The following is a 16,880-nucleotide window of genomic DNA, read 5'->3' as shown; positions in this document are numbered from 1 at the left end:
CCGGGCGCCGGGAACAGCCCTGCACATCGCCGTGTCAGCCCGGCAGCTCCGTCGAGGTCGGCCGGCGCGACGCCGCCGTCGCGCCGTCGGGGCCGGTCAGCGGGCGCAGCCGGTAGGTGTAGGAGTAGTCCCGGTCGGCGAACAGCTTGTACTCGTCGTGCGTGGGCGCACCCCAGCTGTCGTCACCGCCCACCCCCATCTGCCGGTGGTTCAGCCGCAGTACGACCTCGTCGCGGGGTGTGAGCTGGTAGTCGTGCCGGATGCCGGCCGACAGGTCCTCCGGGGTGAAGTGCGAGGCGTTGAACTCGATCAGCGGCTCACCGGAGGCGAGCAGCCCCCTGCCGCCGGCGTCCGTCAGCGCCACCCACCGCACGTCCGTCCTGTTGCCGTTCTCCTGCGGGCGGAGGTATGGGGTCCGCTTCGCCGGAACGGTGTGGGAGTGGAGTCCCACGTCGGTGCCGTTGTTCCGGTCCCAGTAGTTCTCGTCCGGACCGCGGCCGTAGTAGTGCACATGGTCCAGCCGGCCGGGCAGCAGGAGCATGGAACCGACCTCCGGGATGTAGGGGAGCCCCGCCGCACCCGGGTGCAGGGTGTGGTCGACCTTGATCTCGCCGTTGCCGAAGACCGTGTACACGGTGGTGTACGTGGACTCCGTCGCGGTGGGCAGGGTGCCGCTGACGGTGATCTCGACGGCCCGGTCGCCCAGCCCGCGCACCTCGACCCCCGTCACCTTCCGGTCGCTGCCCGCGTCGCGCCAGGTGGCGTTGCGGGCCGGCTGGCCGGTGCCGATGTCGTTGTCGGTCGGGGCGCGCCAGAAGTTCGGAGCGGGCCCGGAGACGATCAACTGGACGCCGCCGGCCTCGTACGAGGTGATGACGCCGCTGCTCTTCTCGACGGTGACGGAGAAGTCCTCGCCGGTCACCTTCACGGAGCCGTCGCCGTCCTGGTGGCTCAACGCCCGTACGGAATCCAGCGGCTGGGGTGTCACGGCCGGGCTGTGGGCGTCGACCGCCAGCTGGTGCCTGGCCACCTCGAATCCGGCCTTCGCCCACTTGGTGGGCTCCTTGGTGGTGAACGAAAGCTGGAGGAAGTACTCCGTGCCGGGTGCCGGGTCGGCGGGCAGGGTGAGGGGCACGGTGACGGTCTTGCGGGCCAGGGGGGCGATGTCCAGTTGGGCACGGGTGAGCTTTCCTCGCCGCACCACCTTGCCGTCGGCCACCAGTTCCCAACCACCGTTGAATTCCCGCAGGTTGGTGAACAGGTATTCGTTGGTGACGGTGATCCGCCCGGAGGCCGCGTCGGCGGCGTCGGCCGTCACGTCGATCGCCTGGTGGATCCGCTTGATCTCCGTGGACTTGCCGGTGAGGGCACGGTCGGCGGTGACGACGCCGTCGCCGGAGAAGTTGCCGTCGTTGGGGTTGTCGCCCCAGTCTCCGCCGTAGGCGAGGAACGTCCGCTCCGAGGGCTTGCGTTCCTCGAAGGCGACGGTGGCGGCGTCGAACCAGAAGCGCACGCCGTCGTCGCCGGGGCCCCGGGAGCCGGAGGCGAGCTCGGCCGCGGTCAGGGCGCGGGCGTAGACGCGCGCCCGCCGGATGGTGCCGCTGAACTCCCGGGTCGGGTCCTCCCCGTCGGTGGCGAGCGCGAGCGGCGCGGTGGTGCTGCCGGGCGGCTCGGGGGCGGCCTTGGTCGCCTTGGCCTCACCGTCGACGTAGAGGGTCACGGTGGCGGCATCGGCGTCGAAGACTCCCGCGACGTGGTGCTCGGTGCCGGTCCAGTCCTCCGGCAGCTTCCAGCTCGCGGTGGTCCACCGGCCGCCGGCATGGATGAAGAACTCCAGCGTGCCGTCGGTCTGTTTCAGCGCGTACTGGGTGTCGCCCTTGGCCAGGAACGGCTGGTGGCCGCCGCTCACCTTCTGCGTGATCCAGGCCTCCAGGGTCAGCGAGCCGGTGAGGTCGAGCCCTGTGTCACGGGCGAAGACGGTACCGCCGTACACGCCCTTGTCCCGGTCGAAGGTGCCGCTGGGGGCGAGGATCTCCCCGCTCACCGACCCCGGGCCGACTTCCGTGAACAGCTTGCGCGTCGGCGTGGGCCAGACGAGGGCCTGGTCGGCGAAGTCCCATATCCAGCCGCCCTGCAGGACGTCGTAGCGGCGGATGAGGTCCCAGTACTTCTTGAAGTTGCCGTTCGAGTTGCCCATCGCGTGGGAGTACTCGATCAGGACGAACGGCCGGGTGTCGGCGGTGTCCTTCGCGCGCTCCTCGACCTGGGCGGGCCTGGTGTACATCTCGGAGCGGATGTCGCTGATCCCGGGGCGGTCGTCGCCCTCGTACTGGATGACCCGGGTGGTGTCGTAGGAACGGATCCAGTCGTGCATGGCGACGAAGGCGGAACCTGTGCCCGCCTCGTTGCCGAGCGACCAGATGACGGCGGACGCGTGGTTCTTGTCGCGGTGCACCATGTTCCTGGCGCGGGCCACACACGCCTCGGTCCAGTCGGCGTGGTTGCCCGGGTACTCGTCGCGGATGCCGTGGGTCTCCAGATTGGTCTCGCCCACCAGGTACAGCCCGTACTCGTCGGCCAGTTCCAGCCACAGCGGGTTGTTCGGGTAGTGGGAGGTGCGGACGGTGTTCATGTTGAGCCGCTTGACGGTCTCGATGTCCTTGACCATGTCGGCGCGGGTCAGCGCCATGCCGCGCTCGGGATGCATCTCATGCCGGTTCGTGCCGCGCAGGGAGACCGGCATGCCGTTGATGCGCATCAGCCCGTCCTCGATCGCGAACGTGCGGAAGCCCACCCGGTGCGACAGCGTCTCGGTCACCCGGCCCGCGGGGTCACGCAGCCTCAGGACGGCGGTGTAGAGGTACGGGTGCTCGGCGGACCAGAGCTCAGGCTTGGTGACGGCCTTTTCGGCCCGTACGGTCGCGTCCTTCCCTGCGGGTACGGAGCCGGGATCAGCCGGCTGCCGCAGCGGGCGGGACCAGACCGGGTGCCCGTCGGCGTCGTAGAGCTGGGTCTCGACGGTGTACGCCCCCTTGCCGGGGGCCTCGCCGTACGCGCGCACGGAGGCGGTGACGGACAGCGCGGCCGAGGTGTGGTCGTCGCCGAGCGGGGTTTCGAGCCTGAAGTCCCGCAGGTGGACGGCGGGGGTGGAGAAGAGGTGGACCGAGCGGAAGATCCCGCTCAGCCGGATCATGTCCTGGTCCTCCATCCAGTCGCCGTCGGAGAACCGGTAGACCTCCACCGCGATCTGGTTACGGCCCTGCACGAGGTGCGGGGTGATGTCGTACTCGGCGGAGGTGTAGGAGTCCTCGCGGTAGCCCACCGGCTTGCCGTTGATCCAGACGTAGTGGGCCGACTTCACCCCCTCGAAGTGGAGGAACACCTGCCGCCCCGCCCACCCGCCCGGGACCGTGAAGGTGCGGCGGTACTGGCCGACCGGGTTGTAGCGGGTCGGGGCGAACGGCGGCTGCGCCTCCTCGCCCAGGCCGTTGGCGCCCGCCCAGGGATACGTGATGTTGGAGTAGATCGGGAAGTCGTAGCCGTGCAGCTGCCAGCACGACGGTACGGGGATGGTGTCCCAGGAGCGGTCGTCGAGGTCGGTCCGGTGGAAGTCGGGGTCGCGGTCGTCGGGGCGGTCGGCGTAGGCGAACTTCCACGTCCCGTCGAGGTCGAGGCGCCACGGGGAGCGTGTCCGGTCACAGACCAGGGCCTGGTCGACGTCCTCGTAGGGCATGAGTGTGGTGTGGGGCGGCTGCGAACCGACGTCGAAGACCGCGATGTTGTTGCTCCACTCCGGGTGGCCGTTGGCCGGCGGTTCCCAGGTGGCGGGGGCGGCGTCCGCGCGTGCGACCGCGCCTGCGGGCAGGGCGGCCGGGAGGCCGGAGAGGGCGAGCGCGCCGAAGCCGGCGGCTCCGCCCTCCAGGAGCCGGCGGCGGCTGACGCTCCGCGACGGATGGGCCTGCGGGTGGGGGGAAGACGAGTGCTCCATGGCAGTGGACCCCTAGGAATGGCCGTACCGCTGTGCGTCGGTGGGGCGTACAGCAGGCAGGCGTGTCGAGTTCCGTTCGATATTTCGTCTGGCGTCCGAAATCCTGCCGCGACGGTAGTGACGGGTGGTGAGGGGTGTCAACGGTCGTGCACGGAGAGTGTGTTCCTCCGTCCCGGCGGCCGTGCGGGCGATCCGATCCCTCGTCCGTGAGGCGGGTGCCGGAGCGGTTGCGGGGTACGCGAGCCGAGACATCGGCGACAGACCGAGGAAAGGCGAAGGCACACCGATGAAGGAAGAGTCCCGGACCAACATAGGCACTCCCGACCCCTCCGCCCCGGAGGAACTGCAGGAGCAGGTCGAGCGCACCCGCGACGCGCTCGGGCAGACCGTCGAAGCCCTGGCGGCCGAGGCCGACGTCAAGACGCGGGCGAAGGAGAAGGCGGCTGCCGCCGGGGAACAGGCCTCGGAGAAGGCGGCCCTGGCGGCCGACCAGCTCCGGGGGAAGGCCGAGCAGGCCACGCAGCTCGTCAGGGACAAGACACCCGATCCGCTGCTGGAAAGGGCCGGCCGGGCCGCGTCGTTCGCGCGCGCCAACCGCAGTCCGCTCCTCGTGGGCGGTGCGCTCGTCGCCGCTTTCCTGCTGGTACGCCGTGGCCGGGGACGCCGATGAAGGTATCCAGGATCGCGTACAAGCCGGTCGGGCTGGCCCTCGGCATGGCGAGCGGCATGATCGCGGGTGCCGCCTTCAAGCAGGCGTGGAAGGTTATCGAGGGGGAAGGCGACGCCCCCGACGCCATGGACGAGAACCGCTCCTGGCGGCAGATCCTGCTCGCCGCCGCCCTCCAGGGCGCCGTCTTCTCCGTGGTCAAGGCCGCGGTCGACCGATCGGGTGCCGTGGCCACTCGTCGTCTGACGGGCACCTGGCCGGGCTGACCGCCCCGGTGCCGGTCCCGCTCCCCGGCGGTCCGGCGCCGCCCGCCCGTGTGCCCTACCTTCTTGTGAAGACCGCACATCGAGACCGCACACCGGGACCGCACCACGAGGAGTCACGTCACGTGACCAGTCGCGTCACCTTCATCTCACCGGCGATGAGTTCGTCGCTCCGCGGGGCCCGCTTCGACGACGGCGCCTCGATCGACGCCGACGGGGAGGCACGGGCCCACGCCGCGGCCGGATCCCTGCCCGCAGCGGCGCGGGTCGTCATCTCGCCGAGTGTGCGCTGCCGGGAGACGGCGACCGCGCTCGGACTCCGCGGAGCGGAGGCGGCCGAGCTGCCGGGGCTGGACGTGGGGCGGTGGCGGGGCCTGAGCCTCGCCGAGGTCGGCGCCGAGGAGCCGGAGGCGGTGGCTCGCTGGCTCGCCGATCCCGCGTGCGCGCCCCACGGTGGTGAGTCGGCCGAGGAGTTGCTCGCGCGGGTGGCGCAATGGCTGGACGCGTCGCTGGAGACCGAGGGCCGCACACTCGCCGTCGTCGAGCCGGAAGTCGTACGCGCTGCTGTGACGTACGTGCTGGGCGCGCCCCCAGCGGCTTTCTGGCGGCTCGACGTGCCACCGCTGACGGCGACGACGATCAGTGGGCGCAGCGGCCGGTGGAACCTGGGCCTGGGGCGTCCGCTGGGACCGGCCGAGGCGGTCGCGGAGAGCTGAGTGGAGGCGCCTCAGCAGACCGTTGGACCAGGGCGCTTGATACGGGAGCCGCGCTCCGGTGGCTCAGGGCTCCGCGTCCCGGTGGCGGCGTACGAGCGCGGCTATCGCGCAGCGCAGGCAGTCGGTGCCGGTGCCGGTGGACGCGTCGTCCGCCGTCGTCCCGGCGGTGGTGCGCGGTGCCATGCAGGGGCTGCGCCCCTCGCCTCCCCGCCCGCAGCCCTCGTCCGGGACCGCGGCCAGAGTTTCGAGTTCCTGCAGGAGCTGCTCGGCCTGCTTCACCTGCCGGCCGAGTACGCGCACCCGGGCGCTCTGGCCGCCGATCTGGCGTCGGCTGGCGAGGAGTCGCTCGTACTCCTGCAGGGTGAGGGCGACCGCTTCGCGGCCTCCGAGAGTGATACGGCGCGGCTGGGGCCGTCTGGTCACCCGGGCTCTCCGCTTCTCGCCGCTGTCGGCCCGGTTCTGCGGTCAGGCCGGTGCGGCAGGTCCATGGTCCGAGTCGTCACTGCCTGAAGAAGGTGAGAGGGCCCCCGGATGGTTCCGTGGGCCCTCTCGTCATGTCAAGTCACTGCGGGGTCATGTCACTGCGGGGCGGCTACGGCTGTGCCCGCGGGCACCGTGGCGGGCTTCGGGCGCAGCAGCCGCTCGGCCAGTTCGCCGAAGAGGAGGCCGAAGCCTCCCCACAGCACCGCCTGCATGGCGAGTGCGGACAGACGGAACCGCCACAGCAACGTGGCCGGGAAGTCGCCCGGCACCTCGTTGACCGTGGGCAGGAACGCGTACGCCAGCCCGGTCACCACGGCGAAGCCGAGTACGGCGACGACGGTGGCGTACCAGGTGCCCAGCTTCGGCGCGAGCCGCTTGCCCGCGATCACCGCGGCGACCGCGAGGAGCACGCTCAGGACCATCATCAGGAAGTACAGGGTGGTCCGCTCGCCGATGGTGTCGGGGTCGCCGACGGCGGGCGGATTGGCCGGGTACTTCAGGAACGGTACGACGTAGACGGCGAGCAGAGCGGTCCCCGACAGCAGCAGCGCCGTGGCCCGCGGGCCGAACCGGCCCACACGGCCGAGCGCGAAGCAGTAGGCGAGGGCCGCGATCCCGCCGAACGCCACCCCGTAGATCAGGATCCCGGTGGCCAGACCGGCGGTGGACTGCAGGCTGCGGGAGACGAGTTCGACCTCGTGCTCATGGCTGTGGGCGTGGGCCTCTTCGAGGCCGATGGCACTGTCGACGTACGGTTCGCCGAGGAAGTAGGCGACGATCAGGGCGAGCACGCCGGCGCCGAGGCCGGCGAGCATGCCCCGCACGAGCAGGTTTCTTACCGTTGCGGAGTTCATGGGTGTGCTGTGTCCCTCGTCAGTGGCAGGGGAAGCCGAGGAGGTGGCGGGCATCGTGCACCCACTCGTGGACGTTCTCGCCCGAGACGACGGCTGTGGCACCCTGCTCGGCGCCGACGAAGTACAGCAGGACCAGCATGAGGATGCCGAAGAAGGCGGCCCAAGGGGCTATGTCCTTGAGCGGCAGCTTTGCGGGAATGACGGGGGCGGTGGCTGTCGGCTGAGCGACATGCTGGGCCATGGCAGGCCTCCTCTGGGAGTTCGCGTCCCAACTCGGTGGTGCACAGGACGACGGGCTCCGGGTCTGACTCGCGGTGCCGCCCCCTCGGGGCTGCACCGTCCACAGTGGCGCGACCGTGCCGGATTCTCACCGGCTTCCGTGATGCCGTCGTCGGTATCGCAGTGACGGTACCGTGTGCCGCGCCCGTGGCCAATACCGCACCCCCTTCCGGTCGCCGGGCGAGGCCAGGACAGTGCCCTACCGCTCGGCGCCCGGATGGTTTCCGGCCACGGGGTACGGGATGAAGGTGCTGCTGTTCTCGTCGATCGCCAGCCTGCGGTCCAGGGGCGGCACGGCCCGCTGGGGGCAGTCGGTGCGTTCGCAGAGGCGGCAGCCCATGCCGATGGGTACGGCCGACGAGACGTTGCCGAGGTCCAGGCCGTCGGAGTAGACGAGGCGGGAGGCGTGCCGGATCTCGCAGCCGAGTCCGATGGCGAAGGTCTTGCCCGGTTCTCCCCAGCCACCGCGGTGCCGGGTCACCGCCCGGGCGGTCCACAGACAGCGCTGCCCGTCCGGCATGGCGGCGACCTGGACGTGGATGCGGCCGGGCGCGGCGAATGCCTCGTAGACGTTCCACAGCGGGCAGGTGCCGCCGGCCCGGGAGAAGTGGAAGGCGGTGGCGGACTGGCGTTTGGACATGTTGCCCGCGCGGTCGACGCGGACGAAGGAGAAGGGCACCCCGCGCAGCCGGGGCCGCTGGAGGGTGCTGAGCCGGTGGCAGACCGTCTCGTAGCCGAGGCCGAAGTGGTCGGTCAGCCGCTCGATGTCGTAGCGGTACTCCTCCGCGGCCGCGTGGAAGCGCCGGTACGGCAGGATCAGGGCGGCGGCGAAGTAGTTGGCGATGCCGATCCGGGCCAGCGGCCAGGCGGCCGAGTCCGGTGCGAAGTCCTCCGTGGCGAGGGCCGAGAGCTCGTCGGCGTATTCGAGCAGGGCGAGCTGGGTGGCCATGCGGAACGCCTGCTGGCCGGGGCGCAGGCGGCCGGACAGGTGGAGTACACGGGCCTTCGGGTCGTAGTGGTGGAGCAGCCGGTCGGAGTCGGCGGTCAGGCGCACACCGTGGCGCTCGGCGAGGCGGGCGGAGAGGGCGCGCACGACCTCACCCGGCCGTATGCCGATCGCGGAGGCCAGCTGCTCGGCCGCGAGGTCGGTGTCGTGCAGATAGTTCTGGCGCCGGTAGAAGAACTCCCGGATCTCCTCGTGTGCGGAGCGCGCCGCCGTTCCCGCCCCCCTGCCCTCGGCCGATTCGGAGAGCTGCTCGGTGAGGTGCTGGTTCCGCCGGCCCAGGTCGACCAGGAGCGCTGCCACGGCAGGGGTGCGGGAAGCCAGGTCCGCGAGGTCGGATGCGGACACCCGGCCCGCGGCGACCTCCCCGGTGAGGGCGTCGCGCAGGTCTGCTACGAGCCGGCTGGTGTCCCGTTCGGAGAAGAAGCCCGGGTCGACGCCGAACTCCTCGGTCAGCCGCAGCAGGACGGGCACGGTCAGCGGGCGCGAGTCGTGTTCCATCTGGTTCAGATAGCTCGGTGAGATGGCCAGCGCCCGGGCCAGGTCGGCCTGGCTCATGCCCCGCTCCTCCCGCAGCCGGCGCAGCCGCGTTCCCGCGTACGTCTTGCTCACCGTGGCTTCCTCTCCCCGTCGGCGACCGCCCGGACGCCGTCCGCGCTGCTCGCGATCGTAGCCGGGCAGAGGGAATTCTCCGTATTGGCAACCTTGGCAAACGGGCGACGGAAGATGCGCAGAAGTTAGCAGATTTCCCCGCTTGTTGGCACTGCGTGCCGATGCCACAGTCGTACTGCGGCCCGCCGGACTTCGCCGGACAGGGTGGAACCGGGGCACGATTCACTGCCCTGACGTCGGAGATCCCGGCACCTTCCGTCCGGCAGGGCAACATTGCTTGGTTTGCCGACTCCAGAGCTGGCGGGCCGCATCCCCAGATCAGAACGGCACCCAGTGCCACATGTTCGCATTGTTTACGAGCCACCGGGAGACGGTCATGGCGCAGGCAGGGACGACGAAGGAAACCGCTCAGGAACTGGCCCGGCGGTGGGCGACCGACCCCCGGTGGCAGGGGATCGAACGCACCTACACGGCCGAGGACGTGGTCAGGCTCTCCGGCAGTGTCCGGGAGGAGCACACCCTCGCCCGGCGGGGTGCCGAGCGGCTGTGGCGGCAGCTCCACGAGCGGGACTACGTCCACGCGCTCGGCGCGCTCACCGGCGGCCAGGCCGTGCAGCAGGTGAAGGCCGGGCTGCAGGCGATCTACCTGTCCGGGTGGCAGGTGGCCGCCGACGCCAACCAGGCCGGGCACACCTACCCCGACCAGTCGCTCTACCCGGTCAACTCGGTTCCGCAGGTGGTCCGCCGGATCAACAACGCGCTGCTGCGCGCCGACCAGATCGCGACCGCCGAGGGCGGCCAGGACGCCACCGACTGGCTGGCGCCGATCGTCGCCGACGCCGAGGCCGGCTTCGGTGGACCGCTGAACGCCTTCGAGCTCACCAAGGCGATGATCGCGGCGGGCGCCGCGGGCATCCACTACGAGGACCAGCTCGCCTCCGAGAAGAAGTGCGGCCACCTCGGCGGCAAGGTCCTCGTCCCCACCGCCCAGCACATCCGTACGCTCAACGCGGCCCGCCTCGCGGCCGACATCGCTGATGTCCCCACCCTGATCGTGGCGCGGACCGACGCCCTCGCCGCGAACCTGCTGACCAGTGACATCGACGAGCGCGACGCACGGTTCGCGACGGGCGAGCGCACGGCCGAGGGCTTCTACCGGGTCCAGAACGGCATGGCGCCCGTCATCGCCCGCGGCCTCGCCTACGCCCCGTACGCGGACCTCATCTGGGTGGAGACCGGAACCCCGGACCTCGCCCAGGCGCGGGAGTTCGCCGAGGCGATCCACGCGGAGCACCCGGACCAGATGCTCGCCTACAACTGCTCGCCGTCGTTCAACTGGAAGGCCGCGCTGGACGACGACCAGATCGCCAAGTTCCAGCGCGAGCTGGGCGCCATGGGCTACCGCTTCCAGTTCATCACCCTGGCCGGCTTCCACTCCCTCAACCACGGCATGTTCGACCTGGCCCGCGGCTACGCCGAGCACGGCATGACCGCCTATGTCGACCTCCAGGAGCGCGAGTTCGCCGCGCAGGAGCACGGGTTCACCGCGGTGAAGCACCAGCGCGAGGTCGGCACCGGCTACTTCGACCAGATCTCCACCGCCGTCAACCCTGCCTCCTCCACCACCGCGCTGACCGGCTCCACCGAGGAACAGCAGTTCCACTGAGCCACCCCGGCGGCCCGGGACCCCGCTCCCGCCGTCCCCCGTGTCCGGGCCGGGCGCCGGACGACCGTCCCCGCCCGGCGCCCGACCGTTCCCGTTGAGGAGACCCGCATGACCCTCTCCGCTCCGACCGCCCCCGCCCAGGTCCTCGGCACGCCTGGGGACCGGCACGACGAGATCCTCACCCCCGGCGCACTGGAGTTCGTCGCCCGCCTCGTGAGCGCTTTCGGGGAACGCCGCCTGCGCGTCCTCAGGGAGCGCGCACGGGTGGCCGCCCAGCTGACAGCGGGGTCCCGTTTCGACTTCTCCCTCACCGGCGCCCGTATCCGCGCGGACGACTCCTGGCAGGTGGCTCCTCCGGCACCCGGGCTGACCGACCGGCGGGTGGAGATCACCGGCCCGCCGGACCGCAGGACGGCGGTCGAAGCCCTCAACTCGGGCGCCCAGGTGTGGATGGCGGACTTCGAGGACGCCACCTCGCCCACCTGGGACAACATCATCGGCGGCCAGCTGACCCTGCTCGACGCCGTCGAGCGCAGGATCGACTTCACCACGCCGGAGGGCAAGCGGTACCGGCTCGACGCACAGGCCGCGACCATCATGGTGCGCCCACGCGGCTGGCACCTGCTCGAGGAACACCTGTACGTCGACGGCCTCCCCGCCCCGGCGGCCCTGGTGGACTTCGGCCTCTACTTCTTCCACTGTGCCCGGCGCCAGATCGACGCCGGTCACGGACCGTACTTCTACCTGCCGAAGCTCGAGAACCGCGACGAAGCACGTCTCTGGAACGACGTCTTCGTGCTGGCCCAGGAGCTCCTCGGCATCCCACGCGGCACGGTCCGGGCCACGGTCCTGATCGAGACCGTGACCGCGGCCGTCGCGATGGAGGAGATCCTCCACGAACTGCGCGAACACAGTGCGGGGCTCAACGCGGGCCGCTGGGACTACCTCTTCAGTCTCATCAAGACGTTCGGACACCGCACCGACTTCCTGCTGCCCGACCGGGCACAGGTCACCATGACCGCCCCCTTCATGCGCGCCTACACCGACCTCCTGGTGCGCACCTGCCACAGGCGCGGCGCCCACGCCATCGGCAGCATGGCCGCCCAGGTGCCCGCCGAGGACGCGGAGGCCCGCCGGACCGTCCTCGCCACCGTACGGCTCGACAAGGAGCGTGAGGCCGAGGACGGGTTCGACGGATCCTGGGTCGCCCACCCAGGCCTGGTGCCCTTCTGCCGTGAGGCCTTCGGCGGGGTGCTCGGCATCCGGCCCCACCAGATCGAACGTACGCGTGACGATGTCGACGTGCCCGCGGCGCAGTTGCTGGCGGTGCGCCGGACCAGCGCTCACCCCACACCGGACGGCCTGCGCACCAACGTCTCCGTGGCCGTGCGCTACTTCGCCGCATGGCTGCGCGGGCAGGGAGCCGTCGCACTGGACGGGCTGGTGGAGGACGCCTCGACGGCCGAGATCGCCCGTGTCCAGATCTGGCAGTGGCTGCGCCACCGGGTGGTCGACCGCGCGACCGTGCTGGAGCTGCTCGACGACGAGCTCACGGCCCTGGGCGCGGAGTACCCGTGGGCCCCCGTCGAGGACGTCCGCGCCCTCTTCGAACGCAATGCCCTGGCCCGGCACCTGCCCGCCTTCTTCACCACGGACGCCTACGCCCGCCACCTCGTGCACCGCCCGGAGGGACAGTCATGACCACGGACATCCGACGGGTCGGCGTGGTGGGAGGCGGGCAGATGGGCGCCGGTATCGCCGAGGTGTGCGCCCGCGCGGGCCTCGACACCGTCATCTGCGAGACCGACGCCCTCGCCGCCCGGGCCGCACGCGAACGCGTGGCCGGCTCCCTCGAAAGGGCCGTACAGCGAGGCAAGCTGGACCGCCTCTCCGCCGAGGACGCACTCGCCCGGATGATCTTCACCGGCAGCCTCGACGAGCTGGCCGACCGTCAGCTCGTCATCGAGGCCGTGGTCGAGAACACCCAGGCGAAGACGGAGGTCTTCGCCGCCCTCGACAAGATCGTCGAGGACCCCCGGGCCGTCCTCGCCACCAACACCTCCTCCATCCCCGTCATGCGGCTGGGCATGGTCACCCACCGCGCCGACCGTGTGGTGGGACTGCACTTCTTCAACCCCGTACCCGTCCTGCCGCTCGTGGAGGTCGTCTCCTCCCTGCACACCTCCGCGGAGACGCTCACCGCGGTGACCGGGTTCGCCGAACACGCTCTGGGCAAGACGGTCGTACGCTCCCAGGACCGGGCGGGCTTCGTCGTCAACGCGCTGCTCATCCCCTATCTCCTCTCGGCGGTCCGCATGGCGGAGTCCGGATTCGCCACCGCCGCCGATGTGGACGCGGGCATGGAACTGGGCTGCGCGCATCCGATGGGCCCGTTGAAGCTGGCCGATCTCATCGGCCTGGACACGGTCGCGTCCATCGCCGCGTCCCTCTACGACGAGTTCAAGGAACCCCTGTACGCCCCACCGCCCCTGCTGCAGCGCATGGTCGAGGCGGGGCTGCTCGGCCGGAAGAGCGGTCGCGGGTTCCACGTCTACGACCGGGGCTGAGGGGCTCCGGATCCGCCGCCGGGCCGAGGGGCCCGCGGTGCTGTGGAGGAGGGCGTGCGGCGGACGGTGGTCCCCCGCACGCCCCTTCGCGCATGATCCACCGTACGAGCCGGCGCCGCGGGGCCGGACGGGGTGAAGCGGACCGGTGCACGGAAGCGGGCGCGGCGGGCCGCGCGGCGGAAGGTGGTGAGCACGGCCGGGCCCGCCAGGGTGATGCAGACGAAGTTGGTGACGGCCCGCCCGGTGTCCCAGCCGAGGGAGGTGGCGAGGTCGAAGGCGAGGTAGCGGTGCCACTGCTCCGTGAACGGCAGCCCCGGCAGGTAGGCGATGGAGCTGTTGGGGTCGAGGGAGAACGGCCAGAAGGACAGGTTCAGCAGGAACCCGAAGAGGTAGCCGGACACCGACCCGTAGACGGCGAGCATCAGCACCTCACGGCGTCCGGTGGCGCGGGGCAGGAATCCGGCGAGCATGCCCACGAAGGCGCAGCCGAACATCTGGTACGGCATCCAGGGCCCGACTCCGCCGGTGATGAGCGCGGAGGTGAAGAGTGAGGTGCAGCCGAGGGTGAACCCGAAGCCGGGTCCGTAGACGCGCCCCGCGAGGACCAGGACGAAGAAGACGGTCTCGATGCCCGCTGTTCCGGCGCCCAGGGGGCGGAGGGCCGCGTTGACGGCGGAGAGCACGCCGAGCATGGCCAGTGCTTTGGAGTTGATGCCTCCTTCGGCGATCTCGGAGAGGACGACGCAGAGCACGAGGACGAGGAGGACGCCGAAGATGAGGGGCGGGGCGTAGTTCGAACCGAACTTCCCCGGGGCGACGAGGAAGGGCCAGAAGAACGCGACCACGCCGAGGAAGGCCGCCAGGGCGATGACCAGCGAGACCCGGGGGGTGAGCCGGATGGCGGTGGTGGCTCTACTCATGTCCGCTCCCCGTCCTCGGGTGATCCCAGGGCCGACGTCACCTGGTCGACGGTCAGGAAGGGCAGCGGCGCGAGTACCTTGGCGATCTGCGGGGCGAACACCGGTGAGGCGACGATGACTTCGGTCGTGGGCCCGTCCGCGACGATGTCGCCCTCGGCCATGACGACGACCCGGTCGGCCGTGCGGGCCACGAACTCCACGTCGTGCGTGGAGATGACGACCGTGCGGCCCTCCGCGGCGAGGGCGGCGACGATCCGGGTCAACTCCGCCTTGGCCCGGTAGTCCAGCCCGCGCGTCGGTTCGTCGAGAAGCAGCACCTGGGGGGTCGCGGCGAGCTGGATCGCGAGGACGAGGGCCAGCTTCTGCCCCTCGGACAGGTCCCTGGGGTGGGTGGCGTCGGCGATGCCCGGGGCCAGCCGGTCGAGGATCTCCCGCGCCCCGGGACGGGTGCTGCCGTCGGCGGACTCGCGGTCGGCCTGGCCGAGTTCCTGCTTGACGCTCTCCAGATAGAGCAGGTCGGCGGGTGTCTGTGGTACGAGCCCGACGAGCCGCCGCGCGTGGGCCGCGGACAGCGCGTGCGGGTCGCGCGCGGTCCCGTCCCCGGTGACGCGTACGGTTCCGGCCCGGCGCGGGCCTGAACCCTGCAGCGCCCACAGCAGGGAGGACTTCCCGGAGCCGTTGCGCCCCATCAGTGCCGTGATCTCACCGCTGCGCAGATCGAGGTCGGCCTCCCGGACGGCGGGGACACCGTGGTAGCTGACGGTGACGCCGCGCGCGGTCAGCAGGGTGGCGCGCCCGGCCGCCGGGTCCGGGCGTACGGGGGTGGGGCGGACGCCGGTCAGCCGGGTGCGCAGCGGCGCGGCGGCGCGGCGGGCGTCGCGGATGGACAGCGGCAGCGGGTGCCAGTCGGCGGCGCGGGCGAGTTCCACGACGGGCGGGGCGATGGACGACGTGCGCAGGATGTCCGCGGGGGCTCCGTGGACGGCGCGGCCGTCGCCGGGCAGGTGGATGACCCGGTCCGCGTACTGGACGACGCGTTCGAGTCGGTGCTCGGCCATGAGGACGGTGACGCCCAGGTCGTGCACGAGGCGGGTGACGGCCGCGAGTACCTCGTCTGCGGCGGTCGGGTCGAGGGCGGAGGTGGGTTCGTCGAGGACGAGGACGCGGGGGTGCGCGGTGAGGACCGAGCCGATCGCCACGCGCTGCTGCTGGCCGCCGGAGAGTTCGTGCAGGGCGCGGTGGCGGAGGTCGGCGAGGCCCAGCAGGTCGAGGGTCTCCTCGACCCTTTTGCGCATGACCGCCGGTGCGATGGCCAACTGCTCCATGGCGTAGGCGAGTTCTTCCTCCACGGTGTCCGTGACGAATCCGTCGAGGGGGTCCTGGCCGACCACACCGACCACATCGGCGAGTTCCCGGGGAGGGTGGTGGGCGGTGTCCCGGCCGTCGACGGTGACGCAGCCGTGGAGTGTGCCGCCGGTGAAGTGCGGCACGAGCCCGTTGACGGCGCCCAGGAGGGTCGACTTCCCGACACCGGTGTGACCGATGACGAGGCAGAGCTCGCCCTCCTCGACGGTGAGGTCGACCTCGCGCAGGGCAGGGCCGGCCGTGTCGTCGTACTGGACGGTGACCTGGTCGAAAGTGATCACGTGGCTTCGGCTTTCTCGGCGCGCCGGCGGGGAACGGCCGGGTGGGGCGGGGCCTTCGGTGGCGGTGCGGTCGGTGGCGGTGCGGTCGGTGGCGGTGCGAGGAACCCGGCGGTCCCGGCGAGGAGGATCGCGAAGGTCGGCACCAGCGGCAGGGTGGGCCAGCTGAGGGGGTAGATGGAGGGGTTGAGCTCGGCCGCGTCGTAGCCCATGTTGCTGAAGAGCAGCACGGCGGAGAGCACTCCGGCTCCGGCCACGGCCCATTCGGGCAGCAGCCACGGGTCGGGCCGGTAGGTGGTGCGCGAGACCCGGCGCCCGCCGAGCCGCAGGCCGGCCACGCACAGTGCGGCTCCCACCGCCATGGCCGGGAACCCGAGGAAGGCGGGTGTGGTCGCGTCGAGGAGCCCGTACGCCCCGGCGCACAGACCGCACATACCGAGGAGCATGAGCGCACCGGTGACGCGCCGGGAGCCGCGGGTCGCGGTGCCGGCCCGTCCGAAGCCCCGGGAGTCCATGCCGGCGGCGAGGCGCAGGGAGCGTTCGAGGGCGTCCTCCAGGACGGGGACGACGATGCCGCGCAAGGCCTTGAGCCCCTTGTTGCGCCCTGCCCTGAGTCTGCGGGCGCGGGCGACGCGCTGGACGCTCTGCACGAGTTGGGGGGCGACGCTGATCGCGACGGTGACGGCGACGCCGAGTTCGTGCAGGGCGCCGGGCAGGACGCGCAGGGCCCGTTTGGGGTTGGCGAGGGTGTTGGCGGCGCCGATGCAGCACAGCATGCAGGCGAGCCGCAGGCCGTCGGTGGCGGCCGAGAGCAGGGCCTCCAGGGAGACGGGACCGCCGAGTTGGATGCCCGCGTACCAGTCGGGGGTCGGGACGTGCGGGAGCGAGAAGAGGAAGTGGTCGTGCGGGGTGATGCCGGTGGCGAAGACGGCCCGGAACAGGACGCGGATCGCGACCACGGTGAGGGCGAGGTACAGGTAGTACTTGAAGCCACGCGCCCAGGGCGCCTCGGTGCGGCGTGCGGTGACGACGTACCCGAGCACCGCGAGCACGAGGAACAGCAGCAGCGGGTTGTTGGTGCGGCTGACGGCGGTGGCGAGAGCGAGGGCCCAGATCCACCAGGCGACCGGATGGAGTGTCCTGGGCAGACGGCGGCCGCCGGTGTCCGGCGCGTGGCCGGACACCGGTGCGGCCGCCGCGGGCGGGTCCTGCGTCACCC

The 16,880-nt window shown here is 71.5% G+C and carries 14 protein-coding genes and 1 riboswitch; of the genes, 6 read left to right on the top strand and 8 right to left on the bottom strand.

The genetic code is table 11. The features are described 5' to 3' along the window. Nucleotides 1-34 precede the first annotated feature (34 nt). Nucleotides 35-3,988 carry a glycoside hydrolase family 2 TIM barrel-domain containing protein gene (locus ACIRD8_RS28370; protein ID WP_403997436.1) on the bottom strand — a complete coding sequence of 1,318 codons (3,954 nt, stop codon included), beginning with the start codon at nucleotides 3,986-3,988 and terminating at the stop codon, nucleotides 35-37. 286 nt (nucleotides 3,989-4,274) lie between these two features. Here ACIRD8_RS28370 and ACIRD8_RS28365 point away from each other — a divergent pair, with 286 nt between their 5' ends. The 3 genes from ACIRD8_RS28365 to ACIRD8_RS28355 all read left to right on the top strand — a co-directional run bounded on the left by ACIRD8_RS28365 (nucleotide 4,275) and on the right by ACIRD8_RS28355 (nucleotide 5,634). Then, nucleotides 4,275-4,658 carry a DUF3618 domain-containing protein gene (locus tag ACIRD8_RS28365; protein WP_403997433.1) on the top strand — a complete coding sequence of 128 codons (384 nt, stop codon included), beginning with the start codon at nucleotides 4,275-4,277 and terminating at the stop codon, nucleotides 4,656-4,658. Continuing rightward, nucleotides 4,655-4,921, top strand: coding sequence for a DUF4235 domain-containing protein (locus ACIRD8_RS28360; protein WP_403997430.1), 267 nt, complete (start codon nucleotides 4,655-4,657; stop codon nucleotides 4,919-4,921). The genes ACIRD8_RS28365 and ACIRD8_RS28360 overlap by 4 nt, the downstream gene beginning before the upstream one ends. A 122-nt stretch (nucleotides 4,922-5,043) precedes the next feature. Continuing rightward, nucleotides 5,044-5,634, top strand: a complete 591-nt coding sequence (locus ACIRD8_RS28355) for a histidine phosphatase family protein (protein ID WP_403997427.1) — start codon at nucleotides 5,044-5,046, stop codon at nucleotides 5,632-5,634. 63 nt (nucleotides 5,635-5,697) lie between these two features. On the opposite strand, the gene ACIRD8_RS28350 is transcribed toward ACIRD8_RS28355, so the two are convergent. The 4 genes from ACIRD8_RS28350 to ACIRD8_RS28335 form a co-directional block, all read right to left on the bottom strand. Continuing rightward, nucleotides 5,698-6,057 carry a hypothetical protein gene (locus tag ACIRD8_RS28350; RefSeq protein ID WP_403997424.1) on the bottom strand — a complete coding sequence of 120 codons (360 nt, stop codon included), beginning with the start codon at nucleotides 6,055-6,057 and terminating at the stop codon, nucleotides 5,698-5,700. Between the two features lie 155 nt (nucleotides 6,058-6,212). After that, on the bottom strand, nucleotides 6,213-6,971 hold the full coding sequence (locus ACIRD8_RS28345; RefSeq protein WP_403997422.1) for a CbtA family protein: 759 nt from the start codon (nucleotides 6,969-6,971) through the stop codon (nucleotides 6,213-6,215). A 19-nt stretch (nucleotides 6,972-6,990) separates the two neighbouring features. Beyond that, nucleotides 6,991-7,212 (bottom strand): CbtB-domain containing protein, encoded by a 222-nt coding sequence (locus tag ACIRD8_RS28340; protein ID WP_403997421.1) that lies wholly within the window; start codon nucleotides 7,210-7,212, stop codon nucleotides 6,991-6,993. Nucleotides 7,213-7,273: 61 nt separating this feature from the next. Beyond that, nucleotides 7,274-7,350, bottom strand: a riboswitch (cobalamin riboswitch). Between the two features lie 99 nt (nucleotides 7,351-7,449). Next, nucleotides 7,450-8,865 carry a short-chain fatty acyl-CoA regulator family protein gene (locus tag ACIRD8_RS28335; protein ID WP_403997419.1) on the bottom strand — a complete coding sequence of 472 codons (1,416 nt, stop codon included), beginning with the start codon at nucleotides 8,863-8,865 and terminating at the stop codon, nucleotides 7,450-7,452. Between the two features lie 376 nt (nucleotides 8,866-9,241). Between ACIRD8_RS28335 and aceA the strand changes: the two genes are divergently transcribed. The 3 genes from aceA (at nucleotide 9,242) to ACIRD8_RS28320 (ending at nucleotide 13,098) form a co-directional block, all read left to right on the top strand. Next, nucleotides 9,242-10,531, top strand: a complete 1,290-nt coding sequence (gene aceA / locus ACIRD8_RS28330) for an isocitrate lyase (RefSeq protein ID WP_403997599.1) — start codon at nucleotides 9,242-9,244, stop codon at nucleotides 10,529-10,531. A gap of 108 nt (nucleotides 10,532-10,639) precedes the next feature. Beyond that, nucleotides 10,640-12,232 carry a malate synthase A gene (aceB, locus tag ACIRD8_RS28325; RefSeq protein ID WP_403997416.1) on the top strand — a complete coding sequence of 531 codons (1,593 nt, stop codon included), beginning with the start codon at nucleotides 10,640-10,642 and terminating at the stop codon, nucleotides 12,230-12,232. Next, nucleotides 12,229-13,098, top strand: a complete 870-nt coding sequence (locus tag ACIRD8_RS28320) for a 3-hydroxybutyryl-CoA dehydrogenase (protein ID WP_403997413.1) — start codon at nucleotides 12,229-12,231, stop codon at nucleotides 13,096-13,098. Before aceB ends, ACIRD8_RS28320 begins: the two co-directional genes overlap by 4 nt. Here ACIRD8_RS28320 and ACIRD8_RS28315 read toward each other — a convergent pair. Genes ACIRD8_RS28315 through ACIRD8_RS28305 form a run of 3 tightly spaced genes read right to left on the bottom strand, consistent with a single transcriptional unit; the run spans nucleotide 13,083 to nucleotide 16,878 of the window. Then, complete coding sequence (locus ACIRD8_RS28315; protein ID WP_403997410.1) at nucleotides 13,083-14,018, bottom strand: ECF transporter S component; 936 nt, start codon at nucleotides 14,016-14,018, stop codon at nucleotides 13,083-13,085. The two genes, ACIRD8_RS28320 and ACIRD8_RS28315, sit on opposite strands and share 16 nt — an antisense overlap. Beyond that, nucleotides 14,015-15,664: an ABC transporter ATP-binding protein gene (locus ACIRD8_RS28310; protein ID WP_403997407.1), complete on the bottom strand. Its 1,650-nt coding sequence runs from the start codon at nucleotides 15,662-15,664 to the stop codon at nucleotides 14,015-14,017. The genes ACIRD8_RS28315 and ACIRD8_RS28310 overlap by 4 nt, the downstream gene beginning before the upstream one ends. Beyond that, nucleotides 15,661-16,878 (bottom strand): energy-coupling factor transporter transmembrane component T, encoded by a 1,218-nt coding sequence (locus tag ACIRD8_RS28305; RefSeq protein ID WP_403997404.1) that lies wholly within the window; start codon nucleotides 16,876-16,878, stop codon nucleotides 15,661-15,663. Before ACIRD8_RS28305 ends, ACIRD8_RS28310 begins: the two co-directional genes overlap by 4 nt. Nucleotides 16,879-16,880: the final 2 nt, after the last annotated feature.

The organism is Streptomyces sp. NPDC102451, assembly GCF_044765485.1.
In the GTDB taxonomy this organism is placed as follows: domain Bacteria; phylum Actinomycetota; class Actinomycetes; order Streptomycetales; family Streptomycetaceae; genus Streptomyces.
Note: the sequence above shows the minus strand (reverse complement) of the source record. Positions and strands in the feature narration are given on the sequence as shown.

Excerpts from the sequence above, each read along its gene's own strand:
- ACIRD8_RS28340 (WP_403997421.1), bottom strand. The coding sequence starts at position 7,212 with ATGGCCCAGCATGTCGCTCAGCCGACAGCCACCGCCCCCGTCATTCCC.
- ACIRD8_RS28370 (WP_403997436.1), bottom strand. The coding sequence starts at position 3,988 with ATGGAGCACTCGTCTTCCCCCCACCCGCAGGCCCATCCGTCGCGGAGC.
- ACIRD8_RS28345 (WP_403997422.1), bottom strand. The coding sequence starts at position 6,971 with ATGAACTCCGCAACGGTAAGAAACCTGCTCGTGCGGGGCATGCTCGCC.
- ACIRD8_RS28320 (WP_403997413.1), top strand. The coding sequence starts at position 12,229 with ATGACCACGGACATCCGACGGGTCGGCGTGGTGGGAGGCGGGCAGATG.
- aceA (WP_403997599.1), top strand. The coding sequence starts at position 9,242 with ATGGCGCAGGCAGGGACGACGAAGGAAACCGCTCAGGAACTGGCCCGG.
- ACIRD8_RS28315 (WP_403997410.1), bottom strand. The coding sequence starts at position 14,018 with ATGAGTAGAGCCACCACCGCCATCCGGCTCACCCCCCGGGTCTCGCTG.
- aceB (WP_403997416.1), top strand. The coding sequence starts at position 10,640 with ATGACCCTCTCCGCTCCGACCGCCCCCGCCCAGGTCCTCGGCACGCCT.
- ACIRD8_RS28365 (WP_403997433.1), top strand. The coding sequence starts at position 4,275 with ATGAAGGAAGAGTCCCGGACCAACATAGGCACTCCCGACCCCTCCGCC.
- ACIRD8_RS28360 (WP_403997430.1), top strand. The coding sequence starts at position 4,655 with ATGAAGGTATCCAGGATCGCGTACAAGCCGGTCGGGCTGGCCCTCGGC.